At 64.9% G+C, this 18,572-nt stretch carries 13 protein-coding genes; 8 read left to right on the top strand and 5 right to left on the bottom strand.

The genetic code is table 11. The annotated features are described in order from the left end of the window. Positions 1-40: 40 nt before the first annotated feature. The 4 genes from KA383_06810 to KA383_06795 form a co-directional block, all read right to left on the bottom strand. Positions 41-2,245 carry a hypothetical protein gene (locus KA383_06810; protein ID MBP7745828.1) on the bottom strand — a complete coding sequence of 735 codons (2,205 nt, stop codon included), beginning with the start codon at positions 2,243-2,245 and terminating at the stop codon, positions 41-43. Positions 2,246-2,800: 555 nt separating this feature from the next. Next, a complete protein-coding gene (locus KA383_06805; GenBank protein MBP7745827.1) occupies positions 2,801-3,367 on the bottom strand; it encodes a hypothetical protein in 567 nt (188 codons plus the stop codon). Between the two features lie 347 nt (positions 3,368-3,714). Then, positions 3,715-4,638, bottom strand: coding sequence for a helix-turn-helix transcriptional regulator (locus KA383_06800; GenBank protein MBP7745826.1), 924 nt, complete (start codon positions 4,636-4,638; stop codon positions 3,715-3,717). A 48-nt stretch (positions 4,639-4,686) separates the two neighbouring features. Continuing rightward, the gene (locus KA383_06795) at positions 4,687-5,223 is read right to left on the bottom strand and encodes an Rrf2 family transcriptional regulator (protein MBP7745825.1); all 537 of its coding nucleotides are present in this window, start codon (positions 5,221-5,223) and stop codon (positions 4,687-4,689) included. Between the two features lie 221 nt (positions 5,224-5,444). Between KA383_06795 and nosZ the strand changes: the two genes are divergently transcribed. From nosZ to KA383_06760, 7 genes are all read left to right on the top strand, one after another. Next, a complete protein-coding gene (nosZ, locus tag KA383_06790) occupies positions 5,445-7,490 on the top strand; it encodes a Sec-dependent nitrous-oxide reductase (GenBank protein ID MBP7745824.1) in 2,046 nt (681 codons plus the stop codon). A gap of 24 nt (positions 7,491-7,514) precedes the next feature. Beyond that, entirely contained in the window at positions 7,515-8,207 is a 693-nt protein-coding gene (locus KA383_06785; GenBank protein ID MBP7745823.1) for a cytochrome C, read from the top strand. Then, positions 8,200-10,482 (top strand): nitrous oxide reductase family maturation protein NosD, encoded by a 2,283-nt coding sequence (gene nosD / locus KA383_06780; GenBank protein MBP7745822.1) that lies wholly within the window; start codon positions 8,200-8,202, stop codon positions 10,480-10,482. The genes KA383_06785 and nosD overlap by 8 nt, the downstream gene beginning before the upstream one ends. Then, on the top strand, positions 10,469-11,344 hold the full coding sequence (locus tag KA383_06775) for an ABC transporter permease (protein MBP7745821.1): 876 nt from the start codon (positions 10,469-10,471) through the stop codon (positions 11,342-11,344). The genes nosD and KA383_06775 overlap by 14 nt, the downstream gene beginning before the upstream one ends. Continuing rightward, on the top strand, positions 11,341-11,841 hold the full coding sequence (locus tag KA383_06770; GenBank protein MBP7745820.1) for a nitrous oxide reductase accessory protein NosL: 501 nt from the start codon (positions 11,341-11,343) through the stop codon (positions 11,839-11,841). The genes KA383_06775 and KA383_06770 overlap by 4 nt, the downstream gene beginning before the upstream one ends. Positions 11,842-11,948: 107 nt before the next feature. Beyond that, positions 11,949-13,139 carry a c-type cytochrome gene (locus KA383_06765; protein ID MBP7745819.1) on the top strand — a complete coding sequence of 397 codons (1,191 nt, stop codon included), beginning with the start codon at positions 11,949-11,951 and terminating at the stop codon, positions 13,137-13,139. Between the two features lie 116 nt (positions 13,140-13,255). Then, on the top strand, positions 13,256-13,897 hold the full coding sequence (locus KA383_06760) for a hemerythrin domain-containing protein (protein ID MBP7745818.1): 642 nt from the start codon (positions 13,256-13,258) through the stop codon (positions 13,895-13,897). A 498-nt stretch (positions 13,898-14,395) separates the two neighbouring features. Here the strand turns inward: KA383_06760 and KA383_06755 are convergent, their stop codons facing one another. Continuing rightward, positions 14,396-17,692, bottom strand: a complete 3,297-nt coding sequence (locus KA383_06755; GenBank protein MBP7745817.1) for a hypothetical protein — start codon at positions 17,690-17,692, stop codon at positions 14,396-14,398. Positions 17,693-17,945: 253 nt separating this feature from the next. On the opposite strand from KA383_06755, the gene KA383_06750 reads away from it, so the two are divergent. Then, positions 17,946-18,467, top strand: coding sequence for an integrase core domain-containing protein (locus KA383_06750; protein ID MBP7745816.1), 522 nt, complete (start codon positions 17,946-17,948; stop codon positions 18,465-18,467). The last annotated feature ends 105 nt before the right edge of the window (positions 18,468-18,572 follow it).

Here is an 18,572-nt window from a genome sequence, read left to right as displayed (position 1 = left end):
CTTTGGTTTTGACAATGCTGGAAGAACACGCTGAACGGGATTACCGTTGCTGAGTCGCCGCCGGTTGATCGAGGGCATCCGGCTCGGAGTTGGCATCGACACCCCGCTCCGGGGTCAGCCCGAAGGCCTCCGGGTGCAGGTAGCGGCCGCGGTTCTCCGGTTCCTTTTCGACCTCCACTTGAATTCGGTTCTGCTCGGCCCAGGCGTCTTCGCGGATGCCGGTCACCTGCCACGATACTTTTGTGTGAGGGGCACTGGTGCGGATGGTAAATCGGTTGTGCGCGACTTCCTGGACGATCTTCGCAAGAGTCCACGAGTCGCTGTTGCCATCGTCCAGTACCGTCAACTGGTATCGGAAGTCACGGTTGAGCGCCTCGAACCAGTCCGGAAGCTCGACCACGGCGTAGCCCTGTTCATCCGTCACGACGTTGCCGTTGTAGATGTTCATCATGTCCGGCGACTCGACGAAGCTGTGGTAGAGATACCAGTTGGCAGGATCGAGCGGGTGATCGATCTTGAACGACCCGCCGCCCTTGGTGAGGCTCCCGATCACGTTGCAGTCACCGGCGACGCGCAGCCCGTTGGCGGGTCCCACCGTACCGGAGCCGACCGACGTACTCCCGTTGTCGCTCACCAGCACCTTTGTGTTATTGTCGAAACGGACGCGGAAACCGGAGTTCCCGCTCGCGCCCTCAACGTGTAGCGTTGAATAGCCCGTGGAATCGCCGACGACGACGTTACCACCCTCGCCGTTCAAATAGAGCGACGACGCGGCACCGTTGTTGCGGACCATGATCTCATTGTTGTCGATGACCATGTTTGCTCCGGCGACCATACCGAGTACGAGGTAGCCGGAGCCGGCGGCCAGACTGGCGTCGGTGCCGGCTGCCAAATGCAGCGACGTGTCCGGCATGGACGTGCCGATCCCGACGTCTCCGGTGAACGAGTTCATTGCACCGGCGAACACATTGCTTGTCGCGAGCTGCGCGAACGCGATGGCGCTTAAGTCGTCCAGCAAGTCGGCGTTGAGACTGGCGACCTTGAACGTGCTGTCGACGGTGAACGGCGCCGTGCTGCCGCTCGTCCCGCCGTTGAAAGCCGGAATCGTGTTGTACGTGTTGGGGGCGGTCCAGGTATTCGCGCCGTTGGTCGTGGCCAGGTTGGCTGGCAGCTCCAACTCGCTCGCCGAATGCGTGTGCGGAGCCGTTCGAATGGAGTAGAGTGCCTGCGGCGCATAGCCGATCGGCTGTCGCGGCGAAAGGGCGGTGTACGGCCCGCCAGCCGGAAACGCGACGTCGATTTCCATCCAGCGCGCGGTGCCGTCGAATGCGCTCAGCCCGAAGCTCAACTCAACGGTGAAAAGCCCGTCGGTGACGGGAACGCCGCTCCTTTCAACCTGAGAAGCAACCTGTGTTCCGCCTTGCAGGGCGTCGAACAGCCGGAATCGCAGGTCGGCGACGCCACTCACAGGCGCACCGGACTGCAACAGGCGACCCTGATACGTAAAGGCGTACGGGCAACCGCTGGTACGTACTACTAGCAGTCTGTTCCATTCGAGCGCCGCGTCTGCCGGCGGAACATCGTTGTTTGCGAGGTCGGTCGGATCGAGCGCGGTTGCGTCGTAGAAGGCCCACGACAGCCCTGGCGTAATGACTGACGCGTCCATGGGCCCCGCATACTGACCGGCAGCAATCTGCACCGACGCGCCGACATAGAATATGCCGCTGACCCGCACAGGCTGGTCCAGCGCATACTCGATGATCGTCCCGGTCCCGGAACCCTGGACGCTGACGTCTTTCTGTGCGATGAGAACGGCATTGAGCGGGTCTCCATCGTCGTCGGGATCCTCCCAAACGTAGACCTTCGCGGGTGTGCCGTTGGCCGGAGGGCTTGTCGAGATACCCCAGGCCGTCGAAACCGACTCGATGCTCTCAGCGCCCGCGATGGCGTCATATCGGACCAGCCAGCCGAGTTCGATACTCGGACCTCCCAGCGCGCTTTCCAGCGAACCGTCGTCGCGCTGGTAGTTATGGCACCCCGGCGAGGAGCGACCGCCGCCTTCCGCGGTACCGCCATTAGCCGCGGCCGGACGGTCGTTGTCCATCGAAGCCAGTCTCAGGCGCGGTGCCTGCGCCGCGGCCGGAAGAACGAGTGACCAGGCCGCCGCGAGGCAGACCAGCAACAGCGTTCCGCGTCGCACGCTCCGCGGCGTGGAGAGCGAGCGAATGTACGTGAACGGCATCATCCAAATCCTCCGAATCCGAAGCAGACGACGAACGTCCTGCCCGGCCTCAAATGGCGCCGGTCGCAACGAACTGAAGGCCACAGCCAATCAGGCGTTCGAGACGACCGGCGGGCCCGATCGTTCAGTGTCGTCGGCAAATTAAACGCCGGCGGTCCGAACCGTAGCTCATGAACCGATGGTAGCGCGTGGGAGTGCGTGCGCCGCACAGGATCGCACTGTGCCCGAGAGATCCAATAGCGTTCCGAGAAGCCCTGCGCCGATAGACGACACGCCGAACGGACGAGGCCGTGCTTACGAACCCAGTGCGCGCGGCTTTGCAGCTTGCGTCTTGGCGCGGTACTTGCCCGGGGGTCAAACCCGTGTGAGCGGCGAAGACATGACAAAACCACCATGGGACTGGCAAAACCCGTTTCGATCGCATTGCGCTTGATCTGCCGGTCAGTCGTGGCCAGCAGGTGCCTGGCCCGGTCAATCCCTCGCCTCGCGCTGAACTGGCCCATGCGCACGCGGAGCGCCGCCCGACGGGCTCCACGATGGTACGCGCGGTTGCGTGACTCACCAGGAACGGCGACGCAGCAGCGCGGCGCAGGCGAGCAGCCCTAGCGACGCCGGTTCCGGAATGATGTATCCGATTTCGAGCGTGGGGTATCCGCCGCCATCCGCCCCGTGCTGGCCATAGTAGCCATCCATGTCGCCCCAGAGGCGGCTGATTAAGAGCACCTCATTGCCGATCTGGGACTGGAAATAGGCCAAGCCACCATTGTTCGACAGGGCCACGGAGACTGGGGTGCCGTTGCCACTGGAGCCGTTCAGAGCGATTTGTCCGAACAAGCTGCCATCGGTGGTCATGGATGCGAAGGGCGCATCGTCCGCGTATACCTGAGTCCACCAACCCAAGCCTTGCAGGCCGAAATAGGTGTCGTACGCGAGCTCGCCCGGCTGGTAATTACCCCAGATTTCGACCGTTGGTGCGCCAACCGCCTGCTGCACGAAGTCAAAGCTCACGGAGGTGAGCGTGGCGCCGGCCGGCACGGACGAGAGGTCAAAGACCATGAATCCGCGGTGAATATTCGTTCCGCCGTGAACCAGAAAAAGCGGCGAATAGGGCTCGCGCGCAAACACGTTCAGCGGAGTACCCGCTGAATTGCGATACGTCGAGCCAGCCCGCGTTGGGCTTACACTGATGTCCGCGGCCGCTACACAATAGGACAGGAGTGAGACTGCCAGAACACTCAATAGGGACATTCGATTCACAAGACACCTCTCTTCATCAACACGTGACAAGTTGCCAAGTACGCAGACTCCAGAAACGCCGGGCGCCGGAGCGCTCGGTCACGATGCGAAGGCGAGCGTACCCTGTGGTGGCGTGACTGCCACGAACAAAGCCATCGCGTCCGAGAGATCCTGCCGAGTTTCGAGGGATCCTGCGCTGGTCGTGACCCCGGCGAAGGTCGAAATGGGATCGGCGCCTACCGATCCGGCGTGTCCGTCGCCCGCGCCCGCGCTGCGGCACGATACTCGCCAGGGGTCAGACCCGTATGAGCAGCAAAGACATGACAGAACCAGTTGGGATTGGCGTAACCCGTGTCGCGCGCGACCTTCTTGATCTGCCAGTCGGTCGTGATCAGCAGGTGCTTGGCGGCGTCGATCCTGCGCCGCGCGATGAAGTGGCTCATGCGCTGCCCGACTTGAGCAACGAAGAGTTCGCTGAGATAGGTGGGGCAGATGTCCAGCACCGCGGCCACGTGTCCGACCGACAGGCGCGGATCGGACAAGTGGGCTGTCAGATACTCCAATGCACGAACGACTTGGGGGTGCGTTGGCGAAGGCTCAGCCACTTCAGTAGTGCTAGCGTTTGGCGAGATCGCTCCAGCGTTGAGTCTGGAAAGCCCGCCGGGCACGCGCCGCAGGAAATCGGCGTGCGCGGAAACAAAGTCGCGGACCAGCAGCTCGAGAATTTCCACGAGCCGCTTGAACTCGGCATCGTCCGCTGGCGTCGGCCCGGCCAGTTTCACCGCTGCCAGGCAACGGTCTTCCAACACGACCGGGATCATCGCACAGATTCGGCGGTGCTGGCAGGTCCCCCAATGTGTCTCCGCGCGGTGTTTGAGTTGAGCCAGATGCAGTTGCCAGGATTCCCGGCAGTAGTCGCTCGCCGCGAATTCCGCGCAGGCCGGATGAGAGGGATTGGGCGCGGGGTCCTCCTCGTTGGGCTCGGACACCGCCAGCGCCAGAGCCTGAAGGTCGCTCATGCCGACGCGGGAAAAACGGTCGATCACCTGGCTGCCGAGCAATTCCAGCAGCTTCGCAACCGTCGGCGGTCCCAGTTCCTCGCGCCCCGCCGGCTGCCGCTTTCGCTTGAGAAAAGGACGCTTTCCCATGGCCGTGCTCATTCGCCAGTCAGACTCGGCGATTATGTCCGGCGCCACGAACCGATGCGGTTATCCGCGTTTCTGTGGCGCATCAGCAGCCCTCGGCCGCGCGTTCGCCCTGGCGCGCCGCTTGCGGGTGGGCGCCTTGCCCGGGGGCCTGTCCGGATGCGCCCGTTTCCCATTGCCCGGAAAACTGCAACGCGCGTGCTTGTCGGGCTCGGCCAACAGCTCGCCGATCGTGGTTTCCGCAAAGGCCTTTTCCGCCAGGGCGATCGCATCGTCGACCCGGCGGTGAAGCGGGCAGAGCCGGACGCTGTGCTGTTCGAGACCGAGTGGACAGCGACGAATCCGCCGGATGGGATCCACGCTGTTGATGATCGCGAGAGCCGTCAGGTGCGCCGCGGGACCGGCCAGTTGGTAACCGCCGTAGATGCCCCGCACCGACTGGATGATTTCGGCCCGCACCAGCGCCTGCAGCACCTTCGAGAGGTAGCTCACCGGGACGTGCGTGGCCTCGGCCACCTGCTGGGTGGTCCAGGCGCGGCTCGTCTCGCGTCCGAGGAACACGACGGCGCGCAAGGCGTATTCGGCGGTGATGGAGATCATGTCGCCGGCTCCCAAATCGGTTCGTCCAGGCCCCAAGAACGCTTTGCTGGACGTTGACATCCACATTCTCGCCGGGCATGATATAATTGTCAAGGTGGACAGATGGGTCCATTTATCCAGTTACCGCTGGCCAGCGCCCCGGCGTGGCCGCCCGAAGTCAGCAGTGAGGATCACCGATGGCGAAGTGGATGCTCGTGGCCGGGTACATCATGGCCACCCTGATGCTGTCCGCCTGTGACCGGGAGGACGAGTTTGACGACGAAACTTACCCGCCCCCGGCGGCCCCGGCCGGCCAGGCGCCAGCGCCGGCCGCCGCCGGGGCCACCACGGGCGTGGCCGACCAGATCGCCCGGGAGCGCAACTTGACCCCGGACGACGTGGTCGCGGCCCTGAAGACCTACATGCCCAGCGGCCGGCTCGACGAGTACATCATGTTTGCCTCGGGCGGGCACAGCGGCCAGGTCTTCGCCATTGGCGTCCCGTCGATGCGGCTGCTCAAGACCATCGGCGTCTTCACGCCGGAGCCGTGGCAGGGTTACGGCTTCGGCACCGGCGAGGAGGTGCTGAAAGGCGGCGACTTCGAAGGCCGGGAGATTCGCTGGGCAGACACGCACCATCCCGGGCTGAGCGAGACCAACGGTGAGTATGACGGGCAGTACCTCTTTATCGGCGACAAGAGCAGCTCGCGCGTGGCCGTCATCGACCTGCGCGACTTCGAGACCAAGCAGATCGTCAAGAACCCCATCGCGATCAGCGATCACGGCGGTTGCTTCGTGACGCCCAACACCGAGTACGTGGTCGAGGGCGGGCAGTACGGCACGCCGCGCGGCTGGGAATATGCCTCGATCGAGGACTACCAGAAAGCGTACAAGGGCTATGTGACGTTCTGGAAGTTCGACCGCGAGCAGGGCCGCATCGACCCCGCCCGCTCGTTCTGCATGGAAGTACCGCCGTACTGGCAGGACCTGTTCGACGGCGGCAAGTTCGAGAGCGACGGCTGGATCTTCGGCAACTCGATCAACACCGAGCTGGCGGTTGGCAACGTCGACGGCAAGAGCCCGCCGTTCGAGGCCGGCGTGAGCCAGCGCGACAACGACTACCTGCACATCATCAATCTGAAGAAGGCAGAGCAGGTCTTCAAAGCCGGCAAGGTGGAGAAGCTGCGCGACTTCGCGGTCATCCCGCTGCAGACGTCGATCGATGAGGGCCTGCTCTATTTCACACCCGAGCCCAAGAGCCCGCACGGCGTCGACGTTACACCGAAGGGCGACTTCATCGTCGTCGGCGGCAAGCTCGACCCGCACGTCTCGATCTACAGCATCGCCAAGATCAAGAAGGCGATCGAGGAGAAGAAGGGCCAGCCAGACCAATACGGCGTGTTGGTGCTCGACTACGACGCCACCCGGGAAGCACAGGTCGAGCTGGGTCTGGGGCCGTTGCACACCGTGTTTGACGACAAGGGCTACGCTTATACGTCGCTCTTCCTCGACAGCGCCATCGCCCGCTGGACACTCGGCGGGCCATACCAGGCGCTCCACAAGGAACCGGCCTGGACGCTCGTGAAGAAGACCAACGTCCAGTACAACGTCGGCCACGTGTGCGCCGCGGAAGGTGACACCGCCAGCCCGGACGGCAAGTACTTCGTCGCGCTGAACAAGTGGTCGATTGACCGCTTCTTCCACCCCGGCCCGCTGTTCCCGCAGAACCTGCAACTGCTCGACATCTCGCAGCCGGGCGACAGGATGCCGGTGCTCTACGACATGCCGCTCGGCGTCGGCGAGCCGCACTACGCGCAGATGGTCAAGGCGGACAAGCTCAAGCCGTGGAACGTGTACCCGGAGATTGGCTGGGACCCGCACAAGCAGGCCGTCGACCCCACCGCACCCAAGCCGGGCGCGGAGGGTGTGCAGCGTGACGGAAACCAGGTCACCGTCATGATGACCGCGACGCGCAGCCACTTCACGCCGGAGCACGTGAAGATCAAGCAGGGCGACAAGGTGACCTGGCGCATCACCAACGTCGAGCGCACCGAAGACGCGATCCACGGCTTTGCCCTACCGCTCTACAACGTCAATCTCTCGCTGGAGCCAGGTGAAACCGCGACGTTCCAATTTGATGCGACGCACGCCGGTACGTTCCCCTGGTACTGCTCGGAGTTCTGCTCGGCACTGCACCTGGAGATGATGGGCTACCTGCTGATCGAGCCGACGAAGTCCGCGGCCGTGGATCACGCGCATGAAACCCGGCACGCAGACGCCGGGTCATAGGCCACGGGTGACCAGGAGCGGTGCATGATTCACGCCATCGAGGACATCGTTGGACCGCGGGTGCCCGGCGCCAACTTCAAGGCGCACCGTTGGCGGTATTTGCTGCCCAGCGGGCTTCTGCTCGTGGCGGCCAGCCTTCTGGTGGTCTCTTTCTGGCAGCCGTATTGGCGCATGCGGCTCTACGCCCCGCAGTATCCGAAAGGACTGCGCGTCGTGGCCTACCTGAACCGGCTGGAAGGTGACGTGCGCGAGATCGACGGCCTGAACCACTACATCGGCATGCGCCGCCTGAACGAGGCCGCGCAACTGGAGCGCCGGACGTCGGCGATTTTGGTTGGTGTGTTGGCGTGCCTGTTGTGCGCGGCGATCTTCGTTCACAGCCCGTGGGCCGCGCTGGCCGCGTTGCCGGCGTTGCTCTGGCCCTTTGGATTCCTGGTCGACCTGCATCTATGGATGGCGCATTTTGGCACGCATCTCGACCCCGCTGCGGCGCTTTCCAGCTCGATCAAGCCGTTCGTGCCGCCGGTCCTCGGCGAGGGCCTGATCGGCCAGTTTCGGACGGTGGCCCGCGTCAGCGATGGCTGGCGGCTCTCGCTGGCGGCGGCCGGCATCGTGCTCGTAGCCCTCTGGTTTCATCGGGCGGCCTACAAACCGCTGCGGGACGAGCAGCGCCGGGCTGCCCGAACCACCACGGCCGAGGGAGCACCGCATGCGTAGCGGCCTACGGACGTTGACGCTCGCGCTCGCCGCGCTGCTGGCTGTGCCCGCCCTGGCCGACTTCGACCTGCCCGCCGCGGTGCGGACGGCTACGCCGGGCGACACCGTGCGCGTACCGGCTGGCCGCTACTCCGCTCCGCTTATCATTGATCGCCCGCTCACGCTGGTCGCCGATGGCGAAGTGGTCGTTGACGCCGGGGGCCAGGGCGACATCGTCCGGATCGACGCGCCCGACGTCCTGTTGCGCGGCTTCGTCTTGCGCGGCAGCGGCGACAGCCTGGACCGCGAGAACGCCGGTCTGGTGGTCAATCGTCCACGGGCCACGATCGAGAACTGCACAATCGATGACGTGCTGTTGGGCATCATCTTCCGCGACGCGGATGGTTCGCTGGCACGCGGAAACAGGATCCGCGGCAAGCCACTGGATCTGGGGCGCCGCGGTGACGCGATTCGCCTCTGGAACAGCCACGACGTGCGGATTGAGGACAACACGATCGTCGGCTGTCGCGACCTCGTGATCTGGTACTCGCGCGGCACGCACCTTGTGGGTAATGACGTCTCCGACAGCCGCTACGGCATGCACTTCATGTACGCGCACGACAGCGTGCTCGAAGATAACCACCTGCATGATAATTCGGTCGGCGTGTTCCTAATGTACAGCCGAGGCATCCGAATGCACCGCAACACGCTGGCGCAGAATCGGGGTCCCAGCGGCTACGGATTGGGCTTGAAGGACATGGACTCCGTCGTGGCCGATGAGAATTTCATCGTCGGCAACCGCGTGGGCATCTTCAACGACAACTCGCCGCAGCGCATCGATACGTGGAACGACATCACCCGCAATGTGATCGCGTACAACGACATCGCGCTGGCATTCCTGCCATCCGTCCGACGTAACCGCGTGTTCCGGAACGCGTTCGTTGAGAATGTGGCCCAGATCACGATTCTGGGCGGCGGGGAGTTCAAGGAGAACCTCTTCACCGTGGACGGCCGAGGCAATTACTGGAGCGACTACGCCGGTTTCGACGCCAACGGTGATGGCCTGGGCGACGTGCCCTACCGCAACACCAGCCTCTTTGAAAACCTCATGGACCGTGAGCCCAAGCTGCGTCTCTTCCTGTACGGTCCCGCGCAGCAGGCAGTGGATTTCGCGGCCCGCGCGTTCCCGGTCATGCGCCCCGAGCCGCGCCTCACCGACACAGCTCCGCTCATGCGACCCGTCGCGACCACCGCCGCGGCCCCGCGACACGCTGTGCAGGGCCCGATGTCCATTCTCGGGGTGGCGTTGCTCGCGGCCGGCAGCCTGGTGTTCGCCGCGTCGCGCGGAATCTCCGTGCGCTGTGCTTCCGCCGGGTCGGCACACACGGTGACGACAAGTGTGCCGGTCGTCCCCAGCGCAGCAATCCTCACTGTCGCAGGCCTGCACAAACGCTTCCGCAACCTGCTGGCCGTCGACAATGTGTCCTTCAGCGTGCCTCCCGGTCAGGCGGTGGCGCTGTGGGGTGCCAATGGCGCCGGCAAGACCACGATCATCAAGTGCCTCCTCGGTCTGCACCGCAGTCAGGGCGACATTCAGATCGGCTCCATCGACGCGCGGCGCCGCGGCAAACAGGCTCGACGACTCGTGGGCTACGTCTCCCAAGAGCTGGCCTTCGACCCCGACATCTCAACCCTGGGCACCGCCGCGTTCTTCGCCCGGATCAAGCGCGTCTCGACGCGGCGTGCGGCGGAAGTGCTCTCTCAGGTCGGCCTGACGGAACACGCAGAGAAGCGTGTCGGAGCGCTATCCGGCGGCATGAAGCAGCGTTTGGCGCTGGCCGTCGCGCTACTTGCCGACCCGCCGCTCCTGCTGCTGGACGAGCCGACCTCCAACCTCGACGTCGCCGCGCGACGGTCCTTCCTCGACCTGCTGCGGCACTTGAAACAGGCCGGGAAGACACTGCTCTACTCGACACATCGCTCGGAGGAAGTGGCGGCCTTGGCGGACCGCGTCATCGTGCTCGAGCACGGCCGCGTGATTTCCGACGGTCCAACCGCGGCGCACATGTCCCGGACTACCTCGGGTCCGATGTTGCGGCTGAGGCTTGCCCGTGAACACCATGACGCGGCTTCGACCGTGTTGCGGGCGGCTGGCTATGTCGTGCAGCCGAATTGCGGCTCCCTGCGCGTGGCCATCGCGTACACCAACAAGGCCGCGCCTATTCAGGTGCTGACGCGCGCCGGCATCGCCGTGAACGACTTTGAACTGGAGGCAGATTGTCATGAGCACGATTGAGTGCCTCACGCCAGCGTTGCCGCGCGCCCGCCGGGCGCCTGGCGTCGTGCTCGTCGTGGCGACCCGCGAAGTCGCCGCCGCCCTGCGGAATCGCTGGTTTCTCCTCTACGCCCTGTGCTTCGCGTTTCTGTCGTTGAGCCTGTCGTTTGTCGCACTGGCCGGCACTGGTCGCTACGGTTTCGCCGGCTTCGGCCGCACGGCCGCCAGCCTGGTCAATCTCGTGCTGCTCATCGTGCCGCTTATGGCACTTACTGCCGGTGCGAGTTGCATCGCCGGCGAGCGCGAACGCGGGACACTGGAGACGCTACTGGCGCAGCCGGTCACCCGTTGGGAGGTACTGCTTGGCAAGTGGCTGGGGCTGGCACTGGCCCTGGCGGCGGCCCTGGCACTGGGTTTCGGGGCTACGGCACTGTTGCTTGGGGCCCGGGGCGCCTCGGCCGGCCTGTGGCGCTATGCCACGATTTTCGGCTTCAGCGTCCTGTTGGCCTGGTCCATGCTCAGTGTCGGATTGCTCATCTCGACGCTCGCGCGCAGCACGTCCCTGGCCCTGGGGGTGGCCATCTTCGGCTGGCTGGCGCTGGTCTTCTTGGGTGATCTGGGTCTGATGGGCGGCACCATGGCCCTGCGGCTGTCGGCGCAGGAGCTGCTCGCGGCGGCGCTCGCCAACCCGCTCCAGGTGTTCAAGCTGCTCGCAGTGAGCAGCATCCATCGTTCGCTCGATCTGCTCGGTCCAGCGGGTATCTACGCGGCACAGACATTTGAGGGTCGTTTGCCATGGTTGCTCGGGATGATACTCGGTGGCTGGGTTGTGATTCCGCTGATACTCGCTGTGCTGGCGTTCTCGTGGAGGGGCTCGCGATGATCCGCATATTAATGTGCTTGTCATTAGCCGCTGTCGCAGTGCTCGGAGGGGGCGCTTGCAGTCGAAAGCCCGACACCACACCCCCGCAGATCCGTTACGGCGAGCAGGAATGCGACGCGTGCCGCATGTTGGTGAGCGATGAGCGGTTTGCCGCGGCGCTGGTGTTCGAGCGGGACGGCCATGTGACCAAGCTTGTATTCGACGACATCAACTGCGTCTTCAGTTATCTGTCCGACCATCCGGCAGGCGGTTCATACAGCGTGTACACGCACGACCTGGATACGCGCGCCTGGCTGAACGCGCGAATGGCCTTCCTGGTGCGCAGTGATAAGCTGGAAACACCGATGGCCTCTAAGATCGCCGCGGCTTCAACCGCAGACGAGGCCGAGAACCTCTTGAAGCGATATCCTGGCGAACGCCTGACATTCGATCAGGTCGCCAAGCGATTCACCCGGTCGACCAGCCAGGGTCTGGGGCAGGAAGCCAAGGCGCCATGAACACAGCCGAAACGATCCCATTGGTCGTTTGCTCCGACGGGGTCGGCGCTGCCGCGAGCGGGGCCTCTGCCTCATCTATGGCGACGGTTGCGCGGCAGGCGCACTCGGTGCCAAAGGGGCTGGGATGGTTCGAACGGGTACTCTTCGCGCTGGTATACCTGTTTGTTGCCGGGCTCGTTCTGGTCGCGTACGTCGTGGCACGCTTTCGAGATCCCGAGTTGTTCGCCTGGGGCCAGCATCTGCTGAGCCAGGAACGCGGTCTGTGGATGCTGGCGGTCCTGCCGATGGGCGGCCTGGCACTCCTCGCGGCGCTGCAATTCGCGCGTCGCGGACGCCTCCGTTTGTCCGCAGTCGCGCTGCTTGTAGCTGTGCTCGCCGGCGGCGCATTTCTGGCCTTGGGTGCCATCGACTATGACAGCAAGTTCGCCCGACGACTCGTTCCTGGCAAGCGCTTCAAGCCTAATGAACGCTACGTAGCGCGGCGGTTTGGCGTGCGGTTGCCCAAGGACTGGAGCACGCGATCCATGGCCCCAACCACGCCGGTGGTAGCGGCGACCCCGGCGCCACCCGTCAAGCGCGAAATCAGCGCTACTAGCGGCCGCGAGCTGTTCCTGCGGGTTTGCGCGAGTTGTCACGGCCCGCGCGGCGAGGGCATGACGGGCTCCGGTAAGGAGCTGCGCGTCAATGAGTTTGTGGCCGGTCGCGACGATGCGAAGCTCGTCGACTTCCTGAGGGTGGGACGTCAACCCTGGGACCCTGCTAACACGACCAAGGTGCAGATGCCCGGGCGTGGTGGTGACCCGCGCGTAACCGACGACGATCTGCGCGACGTCGTGGCGTACCTACGCGACATGCAGAAACGCTTCGCGGCGACGTCGACGGCCTCGACTGGTAGTGGGGTAGTGACGCAACCGACGTCACGCGCTACCAGCGTGGCTGGTCAGCCGCCAACTTCGCAGGCAGTCGAGGAGCCGCCGATGTTCATCGTCCATCGCTCCTACATCCCGGATGCACCGCCGGGTCCACCCGGGCTCTCACCAGCTTACCTGGCCAGGTTCGCGCGCCCCAAGTGGGCGATCCCTGACGATGCGCAGGACTATTTTGGCATGTTCTTTGTCTTGACGGGATTCGGTGGCCTGCATGTCCTCGCTGCATTGGGTGCGGTCATGGCGGTGCTGGTCACAGTGCTCCGTCGTCGTTTGCCGTACGCTGTCCCATCGCGACTCGTTGCGGCAACCGCGGCCTGGTGGTGGGCCACGGGCTGCTGGGGATTGGTTCATGGGTTGCTTTATGTGTGACACCGCGGTTCGTGGACCGGCGCAGGCGGGCAGACTCGCGCGTGAGGATCAGGCGATACCGTTGACTGCACGCCCGCGCCACAGTCGGTGACACGCAATATGGAAAGGACGATTTCATGAATTACTCACCGGCGATTCAGATCCTGGCGGATGAGCACGACGTAATTCTGGGGGTACTGGAAGCGCTGGAGACCATGGCCGAGCGTGAAAACGTGCTGCCATTTCCGCAGGACTTCTACGAGAAGGCGTTCGATTTTTTCCCCACGTTCGCAGACAAGTGCCATCATGCCAAGGAAGAGGGACACCTATTTCCCAAACTCCGGGAGCGGGGCATTCCCCAGGATGGCGGCCCGATCGGTTGCATGCTGCACGAGCACGACACAGGTCGCGCGCACGTGGTCGCGATCCGCGAGGCGCTGCGGGCCACTGCGAACAACCATGCGCCGGCCGAAGCGCTGGTGCGGCGCGAGGCGCTGGCCTATGCCGCGCTGCTTCGCCAGCATATCTACAAGGAGAACGAGATTCTGTTCGTGATGGGCGATCGGGTCATGACTGAGCAGGACAAGACCGAGGTTCTTCAGAAGTTCAACTGCGCCGTCCACGCGACACTTCCGGCCGGATCGCACGAGAAGTACCTGGCCCTGGCCCGCGAACTGCGGGCGACGGCCGGACTGCCCGCAGAGTACTCAGCAGATCCTGATCGCGTGCCGCCGTCGCCGTGCGGGCATGGACAATGCCCCGAAGGTGTGTGCGGCTGACTGCGCCGTCGTCCATCGCCTCACGATAGGCGCGGTAGAACTCCGTCGCCTCGGAGATCCCGCGATCGGCCTGCATACCCAGTCGCCATAGCTCGGCGTAACGGGTCCACAGCGCCTCGTTCGTGGGCCAGGCGTAGACCATCTTGGTTCGCTCGCCCTGCCATTGCGGGTGCTTCTCACGATCGAGGATGCGGTCGGCGAGGTCGTCCGGGCGTACGACCGTCAGCGTCATCAACCCGGCGATCTTGCGCCCCGGACCTGCGAGGCCCAGCCACCCCCTGTGGGTGTCGCGTGTGATCCGGCGTTTTGCGGCGCACGGGCTGACGGGTTGGCTGGATCGTCGGGAGGACAACGGGCCATACAAGCTGACGGAGGCGTTTCTGGCCGACTGGACGAGGTGGTACGCGGGCGGCCCAGTGACTATGGACTGTGGCAGCCCGGTTGGCCCCGTGAGCAGCTGGCGCTGGTTCTGGAGTGGCCGGCCGCAGCGCGCAGGCGTCAATAGCGGGCGATGATCTGCTGCACGCCGGTGACATCGCCGGGCAGGATCAACCACTCCCTGGCCACGTCGAAGTCCCGGAATTCGCGCCCGTTCACCGTCACGCCCTGGAGGGGCCGTCCGTCCGGGTGGCGGAGCCGAACAAAGATCCGGTCCGGCCGGTTGCGCTCGGGTGGCGTCAACGTCGCGTGGATCTCGCCCCCGCTGGTGTGCGACTCAATCGTAAACGACAGCGGTCCGAAGTGGGTCGCGGCCCGCGCGATGCTAACCGTGCGACCATCAGCCAGCCAACACCGTGGGATGGCTTGGCCCAGGTACAGCTCGCGGCCGGACTCACGGACGAACATCAGCCGCAACCAGTAGGTCACTTGCGCTTCGTCGGACGTCTTGAAGTGATCACCCGCGGGGTAGCCAAGCTCAGGCAGGCAGTGCTCATTACACATGCGCGTCTCAGGGTAGAACGCCGACGCGAAGCCGTTGAAGAACGCGCGCAAGTAATGTCTGATGTCGTCGCGGTACAGGTACGGCAGCGGTCCATCCAGCAGATTGGCCTGCATGGAGAACCCGCCGCGCGAGAACCAGAAGCTCTCGAAGGCTGGAATGCTATAGCCGTACGTGTCGGAAATGTAGAGGTTGTCCTCGTAGTCTGCGAGGATCCAGCGGGTCTCCGGCGCGTCGGCCGGGAGAAGCTCGTACGCCGGGAGGAACATGGCCCCTTCGAGTGTCTCGCGAATCCACCCGGCGGACCGGCCGCGCTCGTACAGGCGCGAGGGGAACTTGGGGACATACGTACCGTCGCGCAGACCGACGACGGGTGCGCGGATGCGGGCTTCCTGCATGCCGCGCAGGAAATCCGTGCGATAGGCCCGCGCCTCCGTCTGCATTTCCGGGCCGCGCGGGTGGCCGAAGTCGGCCAGCGCGGCGGCGGCGGCCTCGAAGCCCCAGACCATCGCCGCATTCGTCGCGAGCCAGTTCCAGTAGTCGGTGACATCCTCGAGCGCGCCCTTCGGCAGCCAGCCGTAGTCGAGCGGTGCATCACTCGCGGCCGTTCCCAGCCGGGAGGCGGTCGCGGGCTCCGACAAACCCGTGTGGCCGGACAAGGCCAGCGCGTCGGTCATCGTCCGGCGGCGCTCGTGCATCACCCACTCGCAGCCTTTGACCATCGCGGGGGCAACGCATTCCATCCAGGCACGGTCGCGGGTGTAGAACCAGTGCTGCGCGAGACCCCAGAGCACGTAGCCGTGGCTCTTGTTGTACGAACCCATCTCGTGCCCCCCGGCGCCGTAGAACAGGCCGTCCTGCGTTTCGTAGTCGCCTTCGAACCGCACGGTTCCCTGGTAGTGCACAAAGCTGTCGTAGCAACGGCGCGCGAGGTCGTGCAGGCCGCGACGATCAAGGTCGCTGATCATCATGACCGACTCATTGGGGAACACGCCATAGTACCAGGTGCCGACGTGTGCGTGCAGGCGGTCGGAATCGAGTTCCGGCAGGCAATTGATCAACAGGTGCCCCAGATGGGCTTTGTAGAAGTCGGTCAGCCAGGGCTCGGGTGTCGTGATCTGTGTGCCCTGGGTAGCGAGGTCGCGCCAGAACGCGCACAGGCGTGCGGTTCGCTCGGCGATCTTCGTGCCGCGCAGTGCCGCCAGTTCTTCGTCTGTGGCCAACGTGATCGTCGGAATGCGAAACTGCAGTTCGTGGGTGGCGCCAGGGGCGAGGGCCAGGGACCAGCTGATGGCATCGCCGTCTGGCGCGAAGTCGCCGCGCCCGCCGGCGTCCAGGAGGTAGCGTACGCGCGGCCGGCCGTCGAAATCGGCGAGCACCCGATCGCCGGCGAGCGTCAGCTTCTCCGGCGCGTCCTGCCCCTTGCTTGTGCAGCGCAGCCGAGCTGTGCCGATCGCCGTGTCGGACGTGTTGACGATGCGCACCGACATCAGCAGGACCGTCGGCTCGTCGAGTGGGATGCGCGTCAGGTCGCCCGTGAGCGTGTCGAGGACGGTCGTTTGCTCATAGTAGAGCGGGCCCGCCTGCCACCACGTCCGCAGCACGGGCAGCCAGCCCTCGCGCAGCGCGCGACCGCCAGGGACGAACTCGGCTGGGAAGCCGAAGTGCAGGCCAAGGTGGTCGCCACTCCAGCGCTTGCGCTCGCTGTCGCGCGGGCTGGCGGGGTTCTTGAACCACTGCGGATTGGCCGCGATGAGCAGGCTGCCGTCGGGGTACTGGCGGACCGTGTTGCGGTCGCCGGGCAGGCCGTGGACGAACCAGAGCGGATGTTTGAGCGGCATGTCGGCCCAGGCTCGCGCCAGTGTTTGCTCGGGCTCGTCGAACACACGGGCATAGACCGTCTTGTGGTTCTGCTCGCGCTGCCGGGCACGACATTCTTCCAACGTAATGGGGTCGTCGGCACGCGTTACGAGCACTCCCAGGTCGTCGATCAGGATGCGGTCGCCGCGGGCGACTTCGTCCGCCGCGAACGAAAACGGCCGCACCGCCGACCGGACCGTGACAATCGTGCGGTCGTAGCGTGCGTCCACCGGATCGGCGGCCATGAGCAGGTCGGCGCGCAGCTCGCCGCGCGGCGGCGTGGACAGGCTCCAGTGGCCCACGGAATCGCCAGGGGCCGTCACACCGGGACCGCTGAGCCCGACCAGTGTGCCATTGAAGACCTCGACGGTGCCGGACTCCGCGTCCCCGAAGTGCAGCTCCTGGACCAACGGCGTACCGAACTGCACACGCACGGCCAACGTCTGGAGGCGGGCGTCGGTCAGGGCCCGGAACCGCAGGGGCCTGGGCAGCGGCGTATCCGCTACCAGGCGAGTCTGCATGGTTTGGCGGTAAGTCACGCCCGGACCGGTGAACTGCTCAAACTCGCGGTCGCTCGTCGGGTCGAAGGTGACAACCCACGCGGACTGTTTGACCACGATGTGTGCGGCTGCGGTCTTCCACGTACCGTTGTACCAGTCATCCATCCACTCCCAGCCGGCATTGCCGGCATTGCGCTCTCCCAACGGCAGGTCGGCGTGACCGTTCCAGGCGCGCTGCCAGTATTCGACGCGTACGCGTTCCGTCGGCGGCAGCGCGGTCCCGTCGGCAAACTCGATCGCCAGTTGCCGGATCTTCCTTGGCTCGGCCCAGCGCGCGCCGAACGACTTGCCATCCGTTTCGGCCAGTGGCCACCCGAAGGGGGCAGCGTCAAGAAACTCGCTGGCCGCTATGGCGGGTGATGACGGTTCGATCCCGGCTGCCATTGTCGGCGGCAACAATGGCAATACAACGAGCAAGCAGCGCGCAGTGTTCACGGATCGTCCTCCGCTGCGATATCGAGCACGACAGGCAAAGGCGATTCTACCGCGTGGGCGACGCGAACTGGAAGGAGCGGCCAATTCAGGTTGTGCGCCGCGTGGGGGCGCGCCGCGGACGCAGTTCGAGTCGACTCTGCTCGAACACGACGTGGCCGATTCGAACGTGAGGAATCGCACCGCCGGCCACCGCAAGCCGTTCTCCCGGACCTGGCGGACGTTCCTGGAAAACCACGTGCCGGACATCGCGGCGATCGACTTTTTCGTCGTGGCCACCGTGAGTTTCCGCTTGCTCTACTGCTTTCTCATGCTGCGGCACGACCGGCATTGCGTGGTTTACTTCAACGTCACGCCGCGTCCCACGGCGCGTTGGACGGCGCAGCAGATCGTCGAGGCCTTCCCCTTTGACGAGGCGCCGCGCTTCCTGATCCGGGATCATGACGGCATCTACGGCCAGGACTTCTGCGAGCGCGTCAAGCACCTGGGCATCGACGAGGTCGTGATCGCGTACCGCTCGCCGTGGCAGAGCCCGTACGTCGAGCGCGTGATCGGCTCAATCCGGCGCGAGTGCTTGGATCACATGCTCGTGCTGAATGAAGCCCACTTGGTGCGCATTCTGACCGCGTACTTCGCGTACTATCACCAAGCGCGAGGCCACTTGTCGCTCGGACGAAACGCGCCGCTCCCCCGCAAGGTCGAGCCGCCCAGCCATGGGCGCGTCATCGCGATTCCGCAGGCAGGGGGGCTGCATCACCGGTACACGCGAGCGGCGTGACGCGCCCGCCGTTTCGACCGCAACTGCCAGCCCGGTGAGCTCGTCTCGCGGGCTGGCGATGCGCTGACGCGGGGAAAGACCCTGCACCAACAGTCTTCAGATGCC

The organism is Phycisphaerae bacterium (assembly GCA_017999985.1).
Taxonomy (GTDB): Bacteria; Planctomycetota; Phycisphaerae; order UBA1845; family Fen-1342; genus JAGNKU01.
Note: the sequence above shows the minus strand (reverse complement) of the source record. Positions and strands in the feature narration are given on the sequence as shown.